At 70.9% G+C, this 22,288-nt stretch carries 15 protein-coding genes, 1 pseudogene and 1 riboswitch; of the genes and pseudogenes, 9 read left to right on the forward strand and 7 right to left on the reverse strand.

The window, feature by feature from the left end; translation table 11 throughout:
* The first annotated feature begins 6 nt into the window (after positions 1-6).
* Positions 7-4,635, forward strand: coding sequence for an Ig-like domain-containing protein (locus ACQP2X_RS47170; protein WP_498692737.1), 4,629 nt, complete (start codon positions 7-9; stop codon positions 4,633-4,635).
* A 100-nt stretch (positions 4,636-4,735) separates the two neighbouring features.
* On the opposite strand, the gene groL is transcribed toward ACQP2X_RS47170, so the two are convergent.
* Both groL and ACQP2X_RS47180 read right to left on the reverse strand, forming a co-directional pair.
* Positions 4,736-6,358 (reverse strand): chaperonin GroEL, encoded by a 1,623-nt coding sequence (gene groL / locus ACQP2X_RS47175; protein ID WP_498692738.1) that lies wholly within the window; start codon positions 6,356-6,358, stop codon positions 4,736-4,738.
* A gap of 311 nt (positions 6,359-6,669) precedes the next feature.
* The gene (locus ACQP2X_RS47180) at positions 6,670-7,560 is read right to left on the reverse strand and encodes a hypothetical protein (protein ID WP_498692739.1); all 891 of its coding nucleotides are present in this window, start codon (positions 7,558-7,560) and stop codon (positions 6,670-6,672) included.
* A 564-nt stretch (positions 7,561-8,124) separates the two neighbouring features.
* Here ACQP2X_RS47180 and ACQP2X_RS47185 point away from each other — a divergent pair.
* A complete protein-coding gene (locus tag ACQP2X_RS47185; RefSeq protein WP_498692741.1) occupies positions 8,125-8,634 on the forward strand; it encodes a GNAT family N-acetyltransferase in 510 nt (169 codons plus the stop codon).
* On the forward strand, positions 8,634-9,101 hold the full coding sequence (locus ACQP2X_RS47190; RefSeq protein WP_498692742.1) for a hypothetical protein: 468 nt from the start codon (positions 8,634-8,636) through the stop codon (positions 9,099-9,101). Before ACQP2X_RS47185 ends, ACQP2X_RS47190 begins: the two co-directional genes overlap by 1 nt.
* On the opposite strand, the gene ACQP2X_RS47195 is transcribed toward ACQP2X_RS47190, so the two are convergent.
* The 4 genes from ACQP2X_RS47195 to ACQP2X_RS47210 all read right to left on the reverse strand — a co-directional run bounded on the left by ACQP2X_RS47195 (position 9,037) and on the right by ACQP2X_RS47210 (position 13,390).
* Positions 9,037-10,035, reverse strand: coding sequence for a GNAT family N-acetyltransferase (locus tag ACQP2X_RS47195; protein ID WP_498692743.1), 999 nt, complete (start codon positions 10,033-10,035; stop codon positions 9,037-9,039). The two genes, ACQP2X_RS47190 and ACQP2X_RS47195, sit on opposite strands and share 65 nt — an antisense overlap.
* On the reverse strand, positions 10,017-10,994 hold the full coding sequence (locus ACQP2X_RS47200) for a GNAT family N-acetyltransferase (RefSeq protein WP_498692745.1): 978 nt from the start codon (positions 10,992-10,994) through the stop codon (positions 10,017-10,019). The genes ACQP2X_RS47195 and ACQP2X_RS47200 overlap by 19 nt, the downstream gene beginning before the upstream one ends.
* A gap of 242 nt (positions 10,995-11,236) precedes the next feature.
* Complete coding sequence (gene thrC, locus ACQP2X_RS47205) at positions 11,237-12,520, reverse strand: threonine synthase (protein ID WP_498692746.1); 1,284 nt, start codon at positions 12,518-12,520, stop codon at positions 11,237-11,239.
* A gap of 11 nt (positions 12,521-12,531) precedes the next feature.
* Positions 12,532-12,665, reverse strand: a riboswitch (SAM riboswitch).
* Between the two features lie 74 nt (positions 12,666-12,739).
* The gene (locus tag ACQP2X_RS47210) at positions 12,740-13,390 is read right to left on the reverse strand and encodes a GNAT family N-acetyltransferase (protein WP_498692748.1); all 651 of its coding nucleotides are present in this window, start codon (positions 13,388-13,390) and stop codon (positions 12,740-12,742) included.
* Between the two features lie 126 nt (positions 13,391-13,516).
* Between ACQP2X_RS47210 and ACQP2X_RS47215 the strand changes: the two genes are divergently transcribed.
* The 4 genes and pseudogenes from ACQP2X_RS47215 to ACQP2X_RS47230 form a co-directional block, all read left to right on the forward strand.
* Positions 13,517-13,933 (forward strand): hypothetical protein, encoded by a 417-nt coding sequence (locus tag ACQP2X_RS47215; RefSeq protein WP_498692749.1) that lies wholly within the window; start codon positions 13,517-13,519, stop codon positions 13,931-13,933.
* A gap of 163 nt (positions 13,934-14,096) precedes the next feature.
* A complete protein-coding gene (locus ACQP2X_RS47220; protein WP_498692752.1) occupies positions 14,097-15,074 on the forward strand; it encodes an ATP-binding cassette domain-containing protein in 978 nt (325 codons plus the stop codon).
* Complete coding sequence (locus tag ACQP2X_RS47225) at positions 15,071-16,081, forward strand: ABC transporter permease subunit (protein WP_498692753.1); 1,011 nt, start codon at positions 15,071-15,073, stop codon at positions 16,079-16,081. Before ACQP2X_RS47220 ends, ACQP2X_RS47225 begins: the two co-directional genes overlap by 4 nt.
* A 77-nt stretch (positions 16,082-16,158) precedes the next feature.
* Positions 16,159-16,383: pseudogene (locus tag ACQP2X_RS47230) on the forward strand (DUF3263 domain-containing protein); the annotation flags it as partial.
* On the opposite strand, the gene ACQP2X_RS47235 reads toward ACQP2X_RS47230, so the two are convergent.
* The gene (locus ACQP2X_RS47235) at positions 16,380-18,575 is read right to left on the reverse strand and encodes an AAA family ATPase (protein ID WP_498692755.1); all 2,196 of its coding nucleotides are present in this window, start codon (positions 18,573-18,575) and stop codon (positions 16,380-16,382) included. The pseudogene ACQP2X_RS47230 and the gene ACQP2X_RS47235 sit on opposite strands and share 4 nt — an antisense overlap.
* Before the next feature lie 77 nt (positions 18,576-18,652).
* Between ACQP2X_RS47235 and ACQP2X_RS47240 the strand changes: the two genes are divergently transcribed.
* Together ACQP2X_RS47240 and ACQP2X_RS47245 are read left to right on the forward strand one after the other, a co-directional pair.
* A complete protein-coding gene (locus ACQP2X_RS47240; protein WP_498692756.1) occupies positions 18,653-21,397 on the forward strand; it encodes an alpha/beta fold hydrolase in 2,745 nt (914 codons plus the stop codon).
* A complete protein-coding gene (locus tag ACQP2X_RS47245) occupies positions 21,394-22,257 on the forward strand; it encodes an ABC transporter permease (protein ID WP_498692758.1) in 864 nt (287 codons plus the stop codon). Before ACQP2X_RS47240 ends, ACQP2X_RS47245 begins: the two co-directional genes overlap by 4 nt.
* Positions 22,258-22,288: the final 31 nt, after the last annotated feature.

A 22,288-nucleotide genomic window follows, 5' to 3' on the forward strand; every position in this document is an offset into this window, starting at 1 on the left:
GATCTCGTGCGCGGACCGGCTCTTCTCCTCGCCATCGCGGTCACTCTGGCCACACTGGTCACCGGGCGGGCCGACGCGGCGATCTCGGACCAGTTCACCAGCCGGTTCGACGTCAACGCCAACGGCGCCATCATGTTGCGCGGCAACACGAACCTGACCTGCTCGTCGCTCATCCTCACCTGCGCCGCGGCCCGCGCCGGCAGCGGCGTCACGGGCAACGCGCTGAACAACAACGGCTACTCGATGGTCTACACCGACACCGACGGCGACCTGCTGACGACCTTCAACGACAGCAGTTCGACGGTCACCCTGCCGCCGGGCAGCACCGTGCTCTTCGCCGGCCTCTACTGGGGGGCTCTCACCGCCCTCGGCGTCGGTGGCCTGCCCGCGCCCTCCCCCACCGACAAAGACAAGGTCCGCTTTCGTACGCCGGCGAGCGCCACCTGGAATCCGATCACCGCCGACGAGGTGTACTCGTCGACCACCAACAGCGCGTACGAGGGCTTCGCCGAGGTGACCGCCCAGGTCGCGGCGGCCGGCAACGGCGTCTATTCGGTGGCCAACATCCAGGCCGGCACCGGCACCGGGCAGTACGCGGGGTGGGCGCTGGTCATCGCGTACGGAAATCCCGCCGAACCCCTGCGCAGCCTGCGCGTCTACGACGGCTTCGGCTCGATCACCGACGACGACGTGGACATCCCGCTGTCCGGCTTCGAGACGCCGCACTCGGGGACGGTGCACACCGCGGTGGGAGCTGTCGCGTTCGAGGGCGACCTGGGCACCACCGGCGACAGCTTGAAGATCGACGGGCAGCCGTTGAGCGACGCGGCCAACCCGCCCAGTCCGGTCAACATCTTCAACAGCACGGTCAGCGAGAACGGCGCGATCGTCGGCGGCCGGGATCCCAGCTACCGCAACCTGCTCGGCGTCGACATCGACCAGTTCGACGCCAGCGGCAAACTCGGGCACGGCGTCACCCAGGCCGAGCTGACCATGTCCACGACCGGCGACGTGTACTACCCGGGCGTCCTCACGGTCGCCATCGACCTCTACGCCCCCAAGATCACCACCACCATGACCGGCACCGACGTCAACGGCGGCGACCTCGTGCCGGGCGACGAGATCGAATATCGGATCGTCGTCCGCAACGAGGGCAGCGACACGGCCGACGGTGTGCGTCTGTCCGACGCGATCCCGACGTACACGACCTATGTCAGCGGCGGTCAGTACTCCGCCGGCGCCGTCACCTGGGACCTCGGCAGCATCCCCTATCTCGGCACCACCACCGTGACGTTCCGGGTGAAGGTCGCGCTCGACACCCCGGCCCTCTACGCGATCGCCAACATGGTCAACGTCACCTACACCGGCCGGACCACCAACGTGAACGTCGCCGCCGTCGGCGGCACCCTGGCCACGACGGTCCAGCAGCCCCGCGACGACCTGTCGGCCGGCCTGACCGTCAGCCCGGCCGACGTGCAACGCGCGGGCGCCCCGAACCCGATCACCTACACCGCCACGGTCACCAACCTGGGCCCGGACCCCGAGCCCGCGGCCCGGATCGAGCTCACCCTTCCCACCGGCGTCACCCCCGGCACCCTCCCGGCCGGCTGCACCGCCGGCGCCCCGGTCGTCACCTGCCCGGCCGGGCAACTGGTCGGCGGCAGCCGGGCCACCGTGACCATCCCGGCCACCGCCTCGGCCGGCGCCGCCACGGCCGCGCTCGCCACCCTGCGCGTGTCCGGCGCCGGGCGGGACACCGCCGCGGGCAACGACACCGCCACGGCCTCGCTGCGGGTGAACTCGCCGCCGGTGGCCGTGCCCGACTCGGCCACCACCAGCCACGCCACCCCGGTCACCTTCCCGGTCCGCGACAACGACACCGACCCCGAGGACCCGAACACCGGCTTCACCGTCACGATCGTCACCCCGCCGGCGCACGGCAGCGCGGTGGTGCTGGCCGACAACACGGTGCGCTACACCCCGGCCACCGGCTGGGCCGGCCCCGACCCGTTCCAGTACGCGATCGCCGACGGCCACGGCGGCACCGCGACCGGCACGGCCACCGTGACCACGGCCAACGCCCCGCCGACGGCGAACGTCGACGTCACCAGCACCCCCACCGACACCGTGGTGACCCTGCTCGTGCTGGCCAACGACACCGACCCCAATCCGGGCGACACGCTGCACGTCACGGGTGTCGGCACGGTGTCGCCGCCCTCGGCGGGCACGGCGAGCCGGGCCGGCGACCTGGTCAGCTTCCAGCCCGCCACCGGCTTCTCGGGCCGGGCCTCGTTCACGTATGTCGCCGACGACGGCCACGGCGGCCAGGCGACCGGCCAGGTCTACGTCGACGTGGAGAACGCCGCCCCGACCGCCGCCGACGACCACGCCACGACGCCGTATCTCACCGGCATCCTGATCCCGGTGCTCGGCAACGACCGCGACCCCAACGTCGGCGACACCATCCACGTCTCGGCGGTCGGCCCGCCCAGCACGGGCATGGCGACGGCCGAGCCGGGCGGCATCCGCTACCAGCCGCCGGTGGGCTTCTCCGGGGTGGCGACGTTCCGCTACGACATCGAGGACAACGGCGGCTTGACCTCGTACGCCACGGTCACCGTCACCGTGGGCAACGCGGCGCCGGCCGCCGTGAACCGGACGGCCACCACGCCGTACGGCACCGCCACAGTGATCAACGTCCTCTCCTCGGCCACCGACCCCAACCCCACCGACACGCTGACCGTCACCGGCACCACCGACCCGGCGCACGGCTCGGTCGCGCGCAACCTCAACGGCACCCTCACGTACACCCCGGACACCCGGTTCTCGGGCACCGACGTCTTCGACTACACGGTCGGCGACGGCCACGGCGGCGCGGCCACGGCCCGGGTCACGGTCACGGTCGAGAACGGCGTGCCGGTGGCCCGCAACGACTCGGTCACCGTGCGGACCAACCTGCCCGGCGCCATCGACGTGCTCGCCAACGACGACGAGGACCCGAACGGCACCCCACTGACCATCACGGTGAGCGCGGCCCCGGCCCACGGCACGGCGACGGTCGGCACCGACAACAGGATCACCTACACGCCTCATCCGGGCTTCCACGGCACCGACGCCTTCGCCTACACGCTCAGCGACGGCCTGGACACCTCGACCGCGACCGTGACGGTCGGCGTGGTCAACTCGCCGCCGATCGCCCGCCCCGACTCGGTCGCCACCGACACGGACACGGCGCTGCCCATCGACGCGCTGGCCAACGACGAGGACCCGAACGGCGACACCCTGAGCCTGGTCGGCTTCACGGTGGCGGCCCACGGCACGGTCACCCGGGACTCCGACGACACGGTCGTCTACACGCCGGACAGCGGCTTCTACGGCATCGACGCCTTCACCTACACGATCGAGGACACCGACCGGCTGGCCGTCTCGGCCACGGTCACGATCACCGTCCGCAACGCGGCCCCGATCGCCGAGGACGACGCGTTCGTGGTCCGCCCCGAGATCGTCACGCCGGTGGACGTCATGCTCAACGACCACGATCCCAACACCGGCCAGCCGCTGGAGGTGTCGTCGGTCGGCGCGGCGGCCGAGGGCACGGCGGCGCTGGCCGCGGACGGCACGGTGTCCTATCGAGCGGACGCCGACTCACCGGGCACCGACACGTTCACGTACGTGCTCAGCGACGACTGGGGCCGCACCGACACCGCAACAGTGCACATCACTGTCGACTGGCCCCCGCTGGCCGTCGACGACGAGGTGACGACGCCGTCGCGCACCCCGATCGAGATCGCCGTGCTGGACAACGACACCGACCCCGAGGGCCGGCCGTTGACCGTGACCGCGATCGGGACGCCGCCGCGGGGCACCGCCACGCTGCTCCCGTCGGGCGCGGTGCGTTATGTGCCCCGGGGGGCCGCGGCCCAGATCGAGACCTTCTCCTACGACGTACGGGACGAGGCCGGCAACACCGCAAGCGCCCAGATCACCGTCCACGTCGACCAGGCCGTGATCCCGGCGCCCGCTCCGACCACCCCCACCGGCCCCACCGCAACCACCAGCCCCACCGCGACCGTCGGCCCCACCGCGACCGTCAGCCCGACCGCGACCCTTAGCCCAACCGCCACTGCGAGCCCCAGCGCCACCGCCGGCCCCACCGCGACCGCCGGTCCCACGAGTCCCACCGCGACCTCGTCGCCCTCGCCGAGCCCGTACAAGCCGTTGGTCCCCGACAAGGTGGCCGCGGCCCAGCCGGGCCGCCCCATCGGCATCCCCTTGCCCGCCACCGACGCCAACGGCCGCCCGGTCACCGTCCAATCGGTAGGCAAGCCCGCACACGGCACAGCCGTCCTCAACGCCGACGGCACAGTCACCTACACCCCACCCCCGGGCTTCGCCGGAGTGGACTCGTTCACCTACGAGGTGATCGACGCCAACGGCAACATAGCCACCGCAACAATCACCGTCACCGTCGGCAAACCCGACAAATACCCCGGCCCCAACATCCTGCCGCTCCCCGCCACAGGCGACAACGTGCTGGCCGTGATAGCCGCCGGCAGCGTGACCCTGGCGATCGGCGCCGCCCTCTATTGGATAGGCGCTTCAGGCACCCCGCGCCCCGGAAAGCGCCGCCCCTGACACACGCCCGAGCTTGCCCCGGTGGCCACCCGCCGCGCCCGGCCCCGGAAAAGCAGAAAGGCGGGCCCGCCGAAGCGGACCCGCCGATCTAAGACTGGACTCAGAAGTCCATGTCACCGCCGCCCGGGGCGCCGGCCGGAGCCGGGTTCTTCTCGGGCTTGTCGGCCACGACGGCCTCGGTGGTGAGGAACAGCGCGGCGATCGACGCGGCGTTCTGCAGCGCCGAGCGGGTGACCTTGGCCGGGTCGATGATGCCCGCGGCCAGCAGGTCGACGTACTCGCCGGACGCGGCGTTGAGGCCGTGACCAGCGTCGAGGTTGCGCACCTTCTCCACCACGACGCCGCCCTCGAGGCCGGCGTTCACGGCGATCTGACGCAGCGGGGCGTCGAGCGCGAGCTTGACGATCTGCGCGCCGGTCGCCTCGTCGCCGACCAGGTCGAGCTTGTCGAACGCGGTCTTGCCGGCCTGCACCAGGGCAACGCCACCACCGGGCACGATGCCCTCCTCGACGGCCGCCTTCGCGTTGCGAACGGCGTCCTCGATGCGGTGCTTGCGCTCCTTGAGCTCGACCTCGGTGGCCGCGCCGACCTTGATGACCGCAACACCGCCGGCCAGCTTGGCCAGGCGCTCCTGCAGCTTCTCACGGTCGTAGTCGGAGTCCGACTTCTCGATCTCGGCGCGGATCTGGTTGACCCGGCCCTGGATCTGCTCGGCGTTGCCGCCGCCGTCGACGACGGTGGTCTCGTCCTTGGTGATGACGATCTTGCGGGCGGTGCCCAGCAGGCTCAGGTCGGCGCCGTCGAGCTTGAGGCCGACCTCCTCGCTGATGACCGCGCCACCGGTGAGGATGGCGATGTCCTCGAGCATGGCCTTGCGGCGGTCACCGAAGCCCGGGGCCTTGACGGCGACGGACTTGAAGGTGCCGCGCACCTTGTTGACGACCAGGGTGGCCAGGGCCTCGCCCTCGACGTCCTCGGCGATGATGACCAGCGGCTTGCCGCCCTGCATGACCTTCTCGAGGATCGGGAGCAGGTCCTTCACCGCGGAGATCTTGCTGTTGGCGATCAGGATGTACGGGTCGTCGAAGACGGCCTCCATACGCTCGGCGTCGGTCATGAAGTACGCCGAGATGTAGCCCTTGTCGAAGCGCATGCCCTCGGTGAGCTCGAGCTCGAGACCGAAGGTGTTGCTCTCCTCGACGGTGATGACGCCTTCCTTGCCGACCTTGTCCATGGCCTCGGCGATGATCTCGCCGACCGTGGAGTCACCGGCGGAGATGGAGGCGGTGGAGGCGATCTGCTCCTTGGTCTCCACGTCCTTGGCCAGCTGCTGCAGGCCCTCGGACACGCTGGCCACGGCGGCCTCGATGCCCCGCTTGAGGGCCATCGGGTTGGCGCCCGCGGCAACGTTGCGCAGACCCTCACGGACCAGCGCCTGGGCGAGGACGGTCGCCGTCGTCGTGCCGTCACCGGCAACGTCGTCGGTCTTCTTGGCGACCTCCTTGACCAGCTCGGCGCCGATCTTCTCGAAGGTGTCCTCGAGCTCGATCTCCTTGGCGATCGACACACCATCGTTGGTGATGGTGGGAGCGCCCCACTTCTTCTCGAGCACGACGTTGCGGCCCTTGGGGCCGAGCGTCACCTTTACGGCGTCGGCGAGCTGGTTCATGCCCCGCTCGAGGCCGCGACGAGCTTCCTCGTCGAATGCGATGATCTTGGCCATACGGCTTTGTCCTCCTGGACATACGCGGTGCCGGGCCTCGTCGGCCCCGCCCGTTGCGAACTCTGCGGACGTCACCACCTGGCGTCGTGACGTCCTCAGGCCGAGCCGGATAGCCCGCGACGACCGGCCCCGTGCCCCGGCGCCGATGGCGACACCGTGACCGAGACCCCACCGTCCCGACCTGCTGGCACTCACCGCTAGCGAGTGCCAATGACTTGTTTAGCACTCTCAGGTGGCGAGTGCAAGGAAACCCCGGTCCAACCTCCCCGCCACCGCCCTTGACCGGACTGAAGACCTCCTGCCGCCCTAAGTCAGTCTTCAGGCACGTTCAGCTCAGCGCGCAAAGACGCCGCCGTGACCACTCCCTCGGAGCGACGACCTTGGCCGTACGCCACCAGCGCCCCCACGGCCCACACCTGGACCGTGACCACTCCCACCACGGTCGCCGCCAGCCCGCCCCACATCTCGTCGGCCACCAGCGGCAGCCCCGACGCCGCCGCCGACACGGCCACCATCCCCAGCACCGGCCCACGCCCCAGCAGGTGCGCCGCCCGCCGAACCCCATGACCGCGTTCGATCAGCACCACACACCCGAACACCCCCGCCACGGCCAGCAGCCCCGTCGAGGCCACCACGGCGACGGCCTCGTGAGCCACCAGCGACAGCCCGCCCGTCACCAGCCCCACCCCCGCGAACCACAGCCAGAGCCCGCGCAGCCGGTTCGCCACCAGCCCCCACACCACCCGCAGCCGGGGCCGCACCCCGTCGGCGGCCGAAGGCACGGCCACCCCCACCGCCCCCGCCAGGCAGATCACCAGCGGAAGCGCCGACACGGTCAGGTAAGCCAGCCACATCGTCGGCAACAACAGCAGCCCGAACCCACCGGCCAGATCGAAGAGCGCCGGCGCCGCGATGACGGTGTCGTCAAGCCGCCCCACGAAGAAATGCATGGGAAGCGCCGCCAGAGCCATCCCCGGCAGCAACCGAACCCCATCGCGCCCGAGCACAGCCACAACCCGCCCGGCCCACCCGCGCAGCCCAGACCCCGGCGCCGGCACGAGCGCGTCCCGCACCCCCGGATTCACCGTTTCGGGTAAGCCCCCACGCGGCAGCTCGGCCGTCCGCGACTCCGGATCGAAGGGGTCCGCGGCCACCACCACCGGCGCTTCGACCATGTGCAGAGCGCCCTCGACCTGATCCATCGAAACACCTTGCCCCAGCACCCACCCCCCTCGCCACCCGGCCCGGCCACGCGCCCACACGCCCACCGACGGAGCCCGCCCTCCCTTGGGGGCCTCCTTCCTGGCACCAGTGTGAGGGAAATGCAAGATCGCTAGGACCGGCCTGTGGACAACCAGACGCCCTGTGGACAACGCCCGCCGACAGTTCGTGAGCTGCAAGACTGCGGGCAGCAGACGACGAGCGGCCGGAGCTGCGGCCGGCGGACGGCCGGGCCAACGGACGACGGACGGCCGGGCCAGCGGACGACGGACGGGAGGAGCGGCCGGCAAGACGGGCGGGAGGAGCGGCAGGCAGCGCGGGCGGGAGGACAGGACGGAGCAGCAAGCAAAGGCGGGCGGGAGGAGCAGCAGGCAAGGCGGGCGGGAGGAGCAGCAGGCAAGGCGGGCGGGAGGAGCAGCAGGCAAGGCGGGCGGGAGGAGGAGCAAGCAAGGCGGACGGGAAGAGCAGCAAGCAAGGCGGCCCTGCTCGTCCGATTAGCGCCAACCGGCTTGCCCCAAGGAAGGTCAACGGGTAGTCAGGACGGCATGGACAGCTGGAGCGTGCACCGGGTCACCGCCGGCGACGCGGCTCGGATGCGGGCTCTGCGACTGGAGATGCTGGCCGACAGCCCGCTCGCCTTTCTCGAGACCCTGGCCCAGGCCGCCGCCCGGTCGCATGAGGGCTACCGGCAGCGCATCGCCCAGGCCGCCTCCGGGGATGAGCTCGCCCAGTTCGTGGCCGATCCCGGGCCCGGTCAGCGGCTCATCGGGCACGCCGGCGGCACCGTCGCCCACGACTCCTCGCCCGAGACCGTGGTCTTCGCCGTCTATGTCACCCCCGCCTATCGGAGCGGCAAGGTTCTCCCGGAGCTGATGGAGGCCGTCTTCGACTGGTCGCGCCGGGCCGGGCGACGCCGCACGATGCTCGAAGTGGTCGTCGGCAATGACCGGGCCGTCCGGGCGTACGAGAAACTCGGTTTTGAAGACACCGGCGAGCGTGTGCCCCATCCGGTGCTGCCCGCCCTCACCGAGCTGCGCATGCGCCGGCGGATCTGATGGCTCGGCGGCATGTGGCGCGCAGCCTGATCACCGCGGTGAACGGGACGACAGCGGTCGGCCTGATCGTGGCCAAGCTGGGTGGCGCCAAGCTGCGCCGCGGCCGCGACGGCGTGCTGATCGCCGAGGGATACCGGCTGCGGATCCCGCCCGCCTCCTGTTTCACCGTCGGCTCAGTGATCATGACTAGGCGTACGGCCGAATGGCTTCTCTCGCCTGAGAAGGAGGCCCTGTTCGGGCACGAGGCCAATCACGCCACCCAGTACGCGGTGCTCGGCCCGCTGTTCTGGCCGGCCTACTGGGTGGCGTGCGGTTATTCGTACGCGACCTCGCGCAACTGGGGGTCGCGCAACGTCTTCGAGCGGATGGCGGGCCTGGAGGCGGGCGGATACAAGCGGCACGTCAGGCGAGGGTCACCTGCCACTCGACGACCGAGTCCACCTGACGGAAGCCGACCTCCCGGTTGATCCGCAGCATGTGCTCGTTGGCGGTCGCGTTGAACGTGTCGATCACTTCGACCTTCGGCTCGTTCTCCCGGACGTACCGCAGGTTCTCCAGTTTGACCAGCAGGCCGAGCCGGTGGCCGCGATGCTCCGGGTCGACCAGTGTGATGTTCTGCCATGTCTGGGCGGGCTTCTCGTTCTCGACCACGATGCCGGTGATCGCCACCAGCCGGCCGTCGCGCACCACCCCGGTGTTGTAGCTGGTCCGCCCGCGCCGGATCCGCGACTCCTCGTCCTCGCGGACCCGGTCGGCGTCGAACTTCTCCGCTTCCAGGGCCAGGTCGCCGGTGGGGGCGTCGTCGTTGAAGCGGCCGTTCAGATAGGCCACGCCGTCGATGACGTCGTCCGGCGGCACCCCGGTCCACTGGACCAGCCGATAGTCGCCCGCGTGGGCCCGGGCTTCGGCCAGCAGCCCGTCGAGGCGCGGCTGGTCGAGGGCGCTCAGGTCGAGCCGGTTGCGGATCTCCTCCAGTCCGGCCGCCGCGCCCATGGCGGTGGCGAAGGCGGCCCCGTCCGGATGTTTCTGCACGGTCGTCGCGATGAGGTGGCGGCGGCCGAGCCCCCGGGCCCGCTCGACGGCCAGGTCCCACAGCGCCCGGCCGACGCCCTGCCGCCGGGCCGGGGGCAGCACCTTGAGCTCGACGTTGACCGACTGCAGGTTGTCCTGCTGCGACATGGCGAGGTACAGCAGGCCGACCGGCACACCGTCGAGAAGGCCCAGATAGCGTTCGTACGCATATCCGGGCCACCCGTTGGCCAGGACCGCCCGATAGCCCTCGAACGAGGAGAACGGCACGTCCGGCTGGTCATGCTCCTGGCCGGCACGAGCGATCTCGTACGCCTTCTCCACCGCGTCACCGAGCGGCTCGACCCGGACGCTCACAGGTCGTGCTGCCATTCGGTCTCGGTGCCGGCCGCCCGGAAACCGATCGCCCGGTTGATCCGCAGCATGTACTCGTTCTGCGAGGCGTTGAAGGTGTCGATCGCCTGGATGCCGGGCCGGTTGCGGCGGACGTTGTCGAGGTTGGCGAGTTTCACCAGCATGCCGAGGCGGTGCCCGCGGTGGTCGGGATCGACCAGGGTGGTCTGCTGCCAGGCGTGCGCGGGCTGGGCCAGCTCACCGGCGATGGCCGTCCAGGCGACCAGCTTGCCGCCCTGAAGCGCGCCCGCGCAGTAGCTGAGCCGGCCCCGTTTCTGCCGGGCCTTCTCGTCCTCGCGGAGCCGGTCGGCGTCGATCTTCTCCGGCTCCCAGGCGATGTCGCCGGTCGGCGCGTCGGCCAGCAGCCGGCCCTCCAGATAGGCCACGTCGTCGATGATGTCGTCGGCCGGCACGCCCAGCCACTCGATCGTGCGGTATCCCTCGGCGTAGGCCAGCGCGTCGGCCCGCAGCTCGGCCAGGTGGGCCTCGTCGAGGCTGGTCAGGTCGAGGCGGCTGCGGGTGTCCTCGAGGCCGGCCACAGCGCCCATCGCGCGGGCGAAGGCGGCGCCGTCGGGGCGGGTGTCCACTGTCGAGCCGATGATGTGCTTGCGATCGTGCGCGGCGGCCCGTTCGAGCATGAGTTCGTAGAGGGCCCGGCCCACTCCGCGCCGCCGGTGCTCGGGCAGCACCTCGATCTCGATGTGCGCGTTGGTGAGGTTGTCGAGCTGGAACAGCTCCAACTCGAGGTAGCCGACGGGCTCGCCGTCGAGCAGGCCGAGATAGCGCTCGATGACCAGACCCGGCGGTGGATGGAGAATCCCCGCTTTGAAGGCTTTTTCGGTCATGAAGGGAATGTCGGGAACCTCGTACGCCTGCACGGCCCGGCGGATCCTGTACGCGATGTCCGGAGAGTCAGAAGTCTCGATAGATACACGCATGGCCGCCACCCTTCCGGGTGACGGCCATGAACGCGAACGATTTTGGTCGGGAGAACGGACGCACACCGCCTCCGGCAGTGGGTCGTTGGGTCCCTCGAGAGATTGTCGCCAAGCTCGAGAGTGAGGGTCCGCGTACGGCGTCGCGCCCTCCCGCAGAGAGCATCCTGCCGACCCGGAGATCTGTTCGCAAGTCCTCGCGGGATGGAATTCTCACTTGCTGGCAGATTGCCGACTACACAGCGTTATCCGAGCAGGCCGGCCTCGCGCGCGCCCTTCAGCGACGGCTTGATCGTGTGAGTCGGCCCGACCTGTCCGGCGACGGCGTCCAGGGTCTTGAGTCCCTCGCCCGTGTTGTAGACGACGGTCTCCTTCTCCGGGTCGAGCTTTCCGCTTTCCACGAGCTTCTTCAGTACGGCGACAGTGGTGCCGCCGGCGGTCTCGGCGAAGATGCCGGTCGTCTCGGCCAGCAGCCGGATGCCGGCGCGGATCTCGTCGTCGTCGGCGTAGTCCATCCAGCCGCCGGTGCGCTTGACGGCCTCGATGGCGTAGGCGCCGGCCGCCGGGTCGCCGATGTTCAGCGACTTCGCGATGCCGGTCGGCTTGACCGGGATGATCTCGTCGGTGCCCTTCTGGAGCGCGGTGGCGATCGGGTTGCAGCCGGCCGACTGCGCGCCGAAGACCGTCCAGCCACCCTCGGGCGCCTCGGCCAGGCCGATCTCGACCAGCTCGCTGAACGCCTTGTCGACCTTGGTCAGCAGCTCGCCCGAGGCCATCGGGATGACCACCTGGGCCGGGATGCGCCAGCCGAGCTGCTCGGCCACCTCGTAGCCCAGCGTCTTGGAGCCCTCGGCGTAGAACGGGCGCACGTTGACGTTGACGAAGGCCGTGTCCTCGAACTCGTCGGTCTCCACGAGCTCGCCGCAGAGCCGGTTCACGTCGTCGTAGGAGCCCTCGATGGCCACCAGCTCGCCGCCGTACACGGCGGTGGTGATGATCTTGCCCTGCTCCAGGTCGTGCGGGATGAAGACGATGCTGGGGGCGCCGGCCCGGGCCGCGTGGGCGGCCACCGAGTTGGCCAGGTTGCCGGTCGAGGCGCAGGCGAAGCGGGTGAAGCCGAGCCCGCGGGCCGCGGTGAGCGCGACCGAGACGACCCGGTCCTTGAACGAGTGGGTCGGGTTGGCCGAGTCGTCCTTGACGTACAGCGGCGCCCGCAGGCCGACCGCGGCGGCCAGGGCCGGGGCGCTGACCAGCGGCGTCAGGCCGGGGTCGAGGGTCACCCGGGTGGCCGGGTCCTGCCCGGCGGGCAGCAGCGCCGCGTAGCGCCAGATGTTCTGCGGGCCCGACTCGATGTCGGCCCGGGTCACCCGCGCGAGCGCCGCCTGGTCGTAGGCGACCTCGAGCGGGCCGAAACACTCGTAACAGGCGTGCTGGGCGACCAGCGGATATTCGGCGCCACAGGCGCGGCACACGAGGCCCTTGGCGGGCGAGGTGGTGGTAGCACTGGGTGCACTGACGGCAGACGTCATCGAGGCCTTCCCTCTCATCTTTCCCCGCGGCGACCTGCCGGCCGGGGACGGAATTAGCACCTGCCGCGCTCGGCCTCGTCGTCGAGACTGCGTGGTGGTTGCCGGGGCTTCATCGGGCCGTTCCCTCTGCCCCTCTGGATGAGGTATTCAGTTGTTCCCACACCTTACGACGAAACCGTGTGATCAGGCTCGTGGGATCCCGAGGTGTGAGCCACACCCTTAGTCGTCGCCGAGTCCCAGCATCTCCCGGCAGGCCGGCACCCCGTCGACCGCGACCCGGGGCCGCGCCCGCCCGCTCCAACCGTCCCGGGTCAGCCGCAGCCGATCGGAGACGAGAGCCTCCCCGTCCCGCGCGTCCACGGAGATGCCGTCCGGCACGTAGCCGAGCTTGCGCGACACCCCCTGCGACGCGTGGTTGTCCTGGAACACCTCGGTCAGCGCGGCCCGCGCCCCCAGATGATCGAAGGCGAGCGTCAGCATCGCGACCCGGGCCTCCGTGCCGTACCCCTGCCCCTGATGGTCGAGCCCCAGCCACGACCAGGTCTTGACTTCCCGGACGACCGCGAAGTCCACCGCCCGGAGCCCCACCAACCCGATCGGCTCCGCGCCCCGGAAGACCCCGAACCCGAGCTCCCAGTCGTCCGGCCGCCACGACGCCAGGGCACCCCAGTGCCCCTGGAGAACGGCCCGCGCCCGGTCCTCGGCGCTCCCCTCGGTCCAGGGCGTCAGGAATGGCCGCTCCCCGGCCCGATGGACCCCTTTGCCGGCCAGCCGGGCCAGCTCCGCGAGCTCACCCTCATCGGGCAGCCGCAACTCCACCCGTTCCCCGGCAAGACGGAGCCCGAACGGGGGCCAAAGGTCAGCGATCACACCCCGATCCTGACGACCGCCTTCACTCCACGCCACCATTTATAGGCGGAAGCCACCTTCGAACCACGTCCGGTTGACTCTCGACCTGGTCGAGGCCGCAGGCTCTCCTCGTCGAAGGGAGCGAGAATGGATCTCGAAAATCGGGTGCTTCAACTCTGCCAGGACGGGATGCGGGCCGAGGCGCAAGGCCGGCCGGCCGAGGCGCGCGCCTTGTACGAAAAAGCCTGGGCGGCCCGAGCCGATGACTACGACGCCTGCGTGGTGGCGCACTATCTGGCCCGGCAGCAGGACAGCCCCTCGGCGGCTCTCCGGTGGAACACCGAGGCCCTGCGGCACGCCGACGCCGTGGGCGACGAGAGGGTCGCGGCCTTCTATCCCTCGCTTCACGTCAGCGCGGCCATGGCCCATGAGCAACTGGGTGATCCGGCCGCGGCCCGTGGCGCTTACGAGCGGGCGGCCGACCACGTCGCGGCGTTGCCCGCCGGCGACTACGGCGATCAGCTCCGGGCGGCGATCGCCGACGGCCTTCGGAGGCCGAGCTGACGAGCGACAGCGAAGACGCGGGGCCCCTCTGACGAAAGCGACCACCCGCTGTGGTTCGCGGATTGCGAAGGGTCACCGGATCGGTGGAAAGCGGAAAGGAAAGCACAGCGGCGCCGAGGGACATTGGCGGTGGATATTGACGAGAGTGTTTAGAGTCTCGCGGGTGACTGCCGTTTTGGAGATTGCCGGGCTGCAGAAGACCTATCGCAGCCGCAAAGGGACGCGAAAGGCGCTCGACGGGTTCGACATGGTCGTCGAGGCGGGTCAGGTGCATGGCTTTCTCGGGCCCAACGGGTCGGGGAAGACCACCACGTTGCGAACGCTCCTGGGGCTGATCAAGCCCAATGGCGGCCGCATGGCGATTCTCGGCCGGGAGGTTCCGCGCCATCTGCCGGAGACGGCCGGGCTGGTCGGTGCGATCGTCGAGAGCCCGCAGTTCTTCGGCAATTTCAGCGCCCAGGACACGCTGTCGCTGCTGGCCGACGCCGGTGATGTGAGACGGCAGCGGGTGACCGAGGTGCTGGAGCTGGTCGGGCTCCGCGATCGGGGCAAGGACCGGGTCAAGACCTATTCGCTCGGCATGAAGCAGCGCCTCGCCGTCGCCTCCGCCCTGCTCAAAGAGCCGAAGCTGCTCATCCTGGACGAGCCCGCCAACGGCCTCGACCCGGGCGGCATCCGGGAGATGCGGTCGCTGATGCGCAACCTGGCCGAGTCGGGCATGACCGTCGTGCTGTCCAGCCACATCCTCGGTGAGATCCAGCTGATCTGCGACGAGGTCACCATCATCTCGGCCGGGCGGCGGGTCGCGTACGGCTCGGTCGCCAGCGTGCTCGCGAGCCACACCAGCTCGACCGTCAAGGTGCGGCTCGAACCGGGTGTCGACGCGCGCGCCGCGGTCGAGCTGCTGCGGGCCAACGGGGCCCAGGTCACCGTCGAGGTCGACCACTTCACGGTCGGCAACGCCGGCAATCCGGCGCAGATCACCCGGATCCTGGCCGAGCGGCAGATCTACGTGAGCGAGCTGACCCCGGTCTCGGCCGACCTGGAGAGCGTCTTCCTCCAGCTGACCGGCACCGCGCCGGTCGAGGGCCAGAACCGCCAGGTGGATCAGACCGCGAGCGTCGGAGGGTGGGGACAGTGAGCCTCTACAAGGCGGAGACCCGGCGGCTGTTCAAGCGCCGCTTCACCAAGCTTTTCCTGCTCGGCGCCGTGGCCGTGCTGGCCGCCGTGGCCATCGGCATCTTCTTCTCGAACGAGGCGGTCGGCCCGTCGCAGATCGCCGCGGCCAAGGCCGACGCGCAGGCCCAGTTCGAGCGGGACACCCAGCAGACCGAGAAGGACAAGGCCTCCTGCGAGGCGGCCAAGGGCACCGCGCAGGCGAGCAACTGGCCGCCGGACTGCGAGCAGCTGACCCCGCCGAGCCAGGAGAACTACAACTACGAGTGGTACATGCCGCCGACGTTCATCTTCCGGGAGAGCTTCCCGGACATGGCGACCACTCTGGCCGCGCTGCTGGCGCTGGCCGCCTTCATCATCGGCGCGTCCTTCGTGGGGGCCGAGTGGAGCAGCGGCGGCATGATGAACCTGCTGCTGTGGCGGCCCCAGCGGCTCAAGGTGCTGGGCACGAAACTCCTCACCGTCCTGCTGTCCTTCACCGTGATCACGGTGGTGGCCTCGGCCATCTGGACCGGCGTCTTCTATCTGATCGCGGAGGCCCGCGGCAGCACCGACAGCATGACGTCGGGCGCCTGGCAGTCCTTCGCGATCATGGAGGTCCGCGGTCTGGCCCTGGTGCTGGTGGCCGGGGCGGTCGGTTTCGGGCTGGCCTCGCTGGGCCGGCACACGGCGATGGCGCTGGGCGTGACGATCGGCGCCGTGATCGTGTTCCAGTTCGGACTGGGTGTGGTGCTGGAGCTGGCCAAGGTGAAGTTCGTGCAGGCCTATCTGATCCCGGCCTGGATCTCGGCCTGGATGAACAAGGAGATCACGCTCGAGGACTACAACTCCTGCGACTTCTCCTCGGTCAACGGCTGCCAGCCGGCCCAACTGACCCTGACCTGGCCGATGGCGGCCGCTCTGCTCGGCGGACTCTTCGTCGTCATCGCGGGCGCCGCAATGTGGACGATGCGTAGTCGAGACATCACGTGACGTAAGAGCTTATGCTGACGACCATGTCCGACGAGCAGACGCCCATTCCGGCGCCCCGCGAGCCGGAGAGGTCGGAATTGTCCGATCGGGATCGTGAGATCCTCTCCTTCGAGGCCCGCTGGTGGAAACACGCGGGCTCCAAGGAGCAGGCGATCCGCGACACGTTCGAGCTTTCCTCGACGCGCTACTACCAGCTGCTGAACGCCCTGCTGGACAACCCGGCGGCCCTCGAGCACGATCCCGTGCTCGTGGGCCGCCTCCGGCGTCTCCGCTCGACGAGGGCCCGGACGAGAAGGCGTTAGTGCGTTTCGGCGTACGCCTCCAGCCACGCCACCTGAGTCGGATCGAGCGACGCTCGTACGCGTTCCCGCGCGGTCGCCACGTTGGAAGCGGTCACGGTCGTCGCCTCCAGCGAGTCCCGCATCGCCGCCAGCGCCGCCTCGCGGATGAGTGCCGCGCAGTCGGCCGCCGAGAAGCCCTCCAGCTCGGTTCCCAGTTTCCGCAGGTCGACCTCGTCGTCCAGGGGCACCGCCTTGGCCGACGCCTCCAGGATCGCGGCACGGGCCGCAGCGTCCGGCGGCGGCACGTAGACCAGCCGCTCCAGCCGCCCCGGGCGCAGCAGGGCCGGGTCGATCAGGTCGGGCCGGTTGGTCGCCCCGACCACCACCACGTTGCGCAGGTCCTCCACCCCGTCGAGCTCGGTCAGCAGCGCCGCCACCACCCGGTCGGCCGTGCCGCCGTCGGTGGCCTGCCCGCGGGTCGGGGCCAGCGCGTCCACCTCGTCCAGGAAGACCAGCGTGGGCGCCGCCTCCCGGGCCCGGCGGAACAGCTCGCGGACCGCCCGCTCGCTGTCGCCGACCCACTTGCTCAGCAGCTCGGCGCCCTTGACCGACAGCACGTTGGCCTTGCCGGTGCCGGCGATCGCCTTCACCAGATAGGTCTTTCCGCAGCCGGGCGGCCCGTAGAGCAGGACGCCGCGCGGCGGCGAGACGCCGAGCCGGGCGAACGTGTCGGGATAGGTCAGCGGCCACAGCACCGACTCGGTGAGCACCTGCTTGACGTCGGCCAGGTCGCCCACGTCGTCGAGGGTCACGGCGGCCACCTCGAGCGTCGAGTCGGCCATCGAGGTGGGCCGCACGACGTCGAGCGCGCCCTCGAAGTCGGCCATGGTCACGGTCGGCGACTCGGCCTCCTTCTGGCGCAGCGCGGCCCGCACACCGGCCTCGCGGGCCAGCGCACCCAGGTCGGCGGCGACGAAGCCCGGAGTACGCCCGGCGATCTCGTCGAGACGTACGTCCTCGGCCAGAGGAACGCCGCGGGTGAGCACACCGAGTTGCTCGCGGCGCAGGGCCGCATCCGGCAGGGGCACGGCCAACTGCACGGCTAGCAGGTCGGGCGAGCGCAGCGACGGGTCGACCGACTCGGGCCGGCTGGTGGTGGCGACCACGGCCGCCCCGGACCGCACGACCTCCTCCAGCACCTGCCGGAAGACCGTGGCGATCGGCTTGGGCTCATCGCGCGGTGCCAGCGCTTCGACGTCGGAGAAGAGCAGGACCGTGTGCTTTCCCGTACAGGCTTCACGGGCCAACTCCCGCAGGCGCGCGGCGGCCGAGTCGGCGGCCAGCGCGGCCAACTCCGGCGCCCACACCTGCACCACCCGCGCGCCGACCTGCGCGGCCACCGCCCGGACGAGAGCGGACTTGCCCGACCCGGCCGGACCCGACACCAGAACGCCCAGCGAGACCTTGGTGTTCAGCCGGGCCAGCACCTCACCGTGGTGGAAGCCGAGGTCGAGCAGCTCCTCCAGCTCCTTGGCCTGAGCACGCAGCCCGGGTAGGTCGTCGATGCTCGGCGGCGGCACGTCGGGGTCGGTCGAGGCGGGCGCCTGCGGCTGCGCGGCCGGGCCCGGCACCGGGGAAGACGTCTGACCGTCCTGCCAGCCGACCACCGTGTCCATGGTGACGACGGCGGACGCGGCACCCTCGACCGCGACGACCGTCAGCAGCGCCGTCGTCCACTGGTAGCCGAGGCGGTTGCGCAGGTTGCGCCCGATGTCCGGCACCGGGGCGCGCTGCCCCTCGCGCAGCGGCACGTCCTGCGGATAGAGCGAGACGTTGTCGCCCTCGCTGAGCACCTTGCCGAGCAGGGCCAGGCGCAAAATCTCGGGCGAGACCAGGGCGACCACGTCGGCCGGGCCGGCCAGCGTGACCCGGCGGGCGGCCACCGCCGGCAGCTTGGCCACGGTGACCCGGGCCCCGTCGCGGATGCCGAGGTTGCCCAGGGTGAGATCGTCGGCGTACAGGAACTCGCGGCTCGCGGACGCCTCGGCCTTGGCGGCCAGCGCCGCCGTCGTCCGGCTGCCGCTCAGGCGTACGGGATCACCGGGGTTGATCGTCAGGGCCGTCATGACCGCCGGATGCAGCCGGACCACACCGCGGCGGTTGTCGAGACCGGCCAGCCGAAGGGTCGCCGTCAGCGTGAGTTCTTCGTCCACCGGGACAACGCTATCGTCCGTCTGCTCCTGAGAGGTTTCACAGCCGCCGCTCAGACGCGGCCGGATAGCGTTTCGGCATGTCTTGGTCATCACGGCTGCCCCGGCTCACCCGCAGCCGCGTCATCGCCGGCGCTGTGGTCCTCGTGCTCGTCGCGGGGCTGGTCGGGTGGGCCGCGTGGCCGGAGAGCAGGGACTGGACCTCGACGGACCAGATGATCACCGTGCCGACCGGGCCCGGCGGCAGCGCCTCGGTCGCCCTCGACACCCGGCTCTACCTGCCGAAAGACCACGACGACAAGGTCCCGGCGGTGCTGCTGGCGCACGGCTTCGGCGGCACCAAAGACTCGGTGAGCGACGACGCCGAGTCCCTGGCCGACCGCGGCTACGCCGTGCTGACCTGGACCGCGCAGGGCTTCGGCCGCAGCGGCGGCCAGATCCACCTGGACAGCCCCGACTACGAGGTGCGCGACGCCCAGGGCCTGCTCGACTGGCTGGCCGCGCGGAAGGAGATCCGCACCGACGCGGCCGGCGACCCCCGGGTCGGTGTGGTCGGCGGCTCGTACGGCGGCGCCCTCGCGCTGATGCTGGCCGCGCAGGACTCCCGGGTCGACGCGATCGTCCCGTCGATCACCTGGAACGACCTGAGCAACGTCTTCCTCCAGCAGTCCGCCGCCACGGAGACCACCGGCGTCTTCAAGAAGGGCTGGGCCGGCGTCTTCTTCGGCAACGGCGGATCCGTGGAGACCGCCGACGGCCCGCCGCCGGCCGCGACCGCCAACCCCGCCTGCGGGCGCTTCGCGGCCGACGTCTGCGCCGCTTACCTACAGGTCGCCACCACCGGCGTACCCGATCAGAAGACCCTCGATCTTCTTCGCAAGTCGAGCCCGGCGCCCGTCCTCGGCAAGATCAAGGCGCCCACGCTGCTCGTGCAGGGCGAGGTCGACACGCTCTTCCCGCTCTCCGAGGCCGACGCCAACGCCAAGGGCATCGCCGCCGCCGGCACCCCGGTGCGTGTCGCCTGGTTCACCGGCGGCCACGACGGCGGCGCCGGCCCGCAGACCGACCAGGACAGGGTGAAGTTCCTGAGCGTGCAGTGGCTCGACCACTACGTGAAGGGCGAGGGCGACAAGCCGTCCGACAGCTTCACGTACTCGCGGGTGGCCGGCTTCAGCGCGCTCGACCGGGGCCTGGTGACGAATGGGTACTCCACGGAGTCGTACCCCGGCCTCGGCGGAACCGGAAGCACCCAGATTTCCCTGGAAGGCCCGGCGCAGCCGATCGCCAACCCGCCGAACGGCAACCCGGGCGCGCTGTCGTCGCTGCCCGGCACCGGCGGCCGGCTCAGCACGCTGCTGGCCGGTGTCGCGGCCGACATCCCCGGCCAGTTCGCGACCTTCCAGTCAGCGCCGGTCGGCACGGCCGTCGACGTCGCGGGCGCGCCCACGATCCGGCTGCGGGCCGCTTCGCCGACCGGCGAGGCCACGCTCTTCGTCAAGCTCTACGACGTGGATCAGCAGGGCGCCGAGACGCTGAGCGCCGGCCTGATCGCCCCCGTCCGCCTCACCGGCCTGCCCACGACCATCGACGCCGCGCAACCGGTGACGGTGACGCTTCCCGCGATCGTCCGGCAGATCGACAAGGGCCATTCCGTACGGGTCGTGGTCGCCACCACCGACCAGGCGTTCCTCTCGCCCACCGAGCCCGTCACGTACACCGTCGCGGTCGAGCCGGCACTGACCCTGCCGACCGTCGTGGGCGAGCCGATCGCCAACCCGCAGACCGTGTGGCGCTACGTCCTGGCCGGGCTCCTGGTGGCGATCGCGCTCGGCCTCGCGGTGGTCCTTCTCGTCCGCCGCCGCCGGCTCCGCCGGCAGCACACCCCGACATCGCAGGAGTACGCCGACACGCCGCTCGTGGTCAAGGGCCTGCGCAAGGCGTACGGGGACGGGTTCGTGGCCGTCGAGGAGATCAGCTTCACCGTCTCCCGGGGCCAGGTGGTGGGCCTGCTCGGCCCCAACGGCGCCGGCAAGACGACCACGCTGCGCGTGCTCATGGGCCTGACCATGCCGACCGCCGGCGAGGCCCTGGTCTTCGGCCACCGGCTGGTCCCCGGCTCGCCGGTGCTGTCCCGGGTCGGCGCGCTCGTCGAGGGCCCCGGCTTCATGCCGCACATGACCGGCTGGGAGAACCTCCAGGCGTACTGGAAGGCCACCGGCCGCCCGGCCGAGGACGCGCACTTCGAGGAGGCCCTGGCCATCGCCGGCCTGGGCGACTCGGTGCACCGCCGCACCCGCAAGTACAGCCACGGCATGCGCCAGCGCCTGGCCATCGCCCAGGCCATGCTCGGCCTGCCCGAGCTGCTCGTGCTCGACGAGCCGACGGACGGCCTCGACCCGCCGCAGATCGCCGAGATGCGCCGCGTGCTCAAGCGCTACGCCACCGACGGCCGCGCGGTGCTGGTCTCCAGCCACCTGCTGGCCGAGGTGGAGCAGACGTGCACCCACGCGGTGGTGGTCAACAAGGGCCGGATCGTCGCGTCAGGCCCGGTCGAGGACATCGTCGGCGAGTCCCCGTCGGTGCAGATCGAGGTCTCGGACGTGCCGGCCGCGTCCCGGGTCCTCAGCGACCTGGGCGTGCGCTCGGTGACACCGGACGGCCCGAGCGGCCTGATCGTGGACGTGAACGGCACCCCGCGCTCCGAGGTGATCGCCTCGCTGGTGCGGGCCGGGGTGGACGTGGACAGGGTGGTGCCGCGCAGGCGGCTCGAGGACGCTTTCCTGGCCCTGGTCGGGGAAAGCTCGGCGGGAAGCGGTGACCGATGAGTGTTTCCACAGCCGGCGCGACCGGCTACCGGCCGTCCCGCACGCTGCCCATCTGGGCCGAGGTGCGCCGCCAGGCGTCCCGCCGCCGCACGCAGGGTGCCCTCGGCTTCATGGTCCTGCTGCCGCTGATCGTCCTGGTCGCGTTCGCCTTCGGCGGCAACGGCGACGACGAGTCCGAGGGCAGCGCCTTCGGCAGCCTGGTCGACCTGGCCACGTCGGGCGGCCTCAACTTCGCCCTGTTCTGCCTGGCCGTCTCGGCCGGCTTCCTGCTGGTCGTGGTGGTGGCCCTGTTCTGCGGCGACCCGGTGGCCAGCGAGGCCGGCTGGGGCAGCCTCAGATATCTGCTGGCCATTCCGGTCCCCCGGGCCCGCCTGCTGGCGGTGAAGCTGATCGTGGCCCTGCTCTACTCCCTGGCCGCCCTGCTGACCCTGACGGTGACGGCGCTGATCGCCGGCACGATCCGATACGGCTGGCACCCGTTGGGCAGCTCGGTGGCGGCCGAGATCCCACCGGGCCAGGGCCTGCTCCGCATCCTGGGCGTGGCGGGTTATCTGGCGGTCTCGATGCTGATCGTGGCCGGCATAGCGTTCCTGCTGACGGTCCTGACGGACGCTCCGCTGGCCGCGGTGGGCGGCGCGGTGATGCTCTGGATCCTGTCCAGCATCCTCGACCAGATCACCGCCCTGGGCGGCATCCGCAACATCCTGCCCACGCATTACAGCGACGCCTGGATGGGCTTGCTCTCCACCCCGGCCCAGATAGACGACTTGGTGAAGGGCGCCATCGCCGCCGTCTGCTACGCCACGGTGTGCTGGTCGTTGGCGTTCTGGCGCTTCACCCGCAAGGACGTCACTTCCTGAGCACCGACAGCCCCGGTCGTACGATCAGAGC

The organism is Actinoplanes sp. CA-131856 (genome assembly GCF_050956135.1).
Classification (GTDB): Bacteria; Actinomycetota; Actinomycetes; order Mycobacteriales; family Micromonosporaceae; genus Actinoplanes.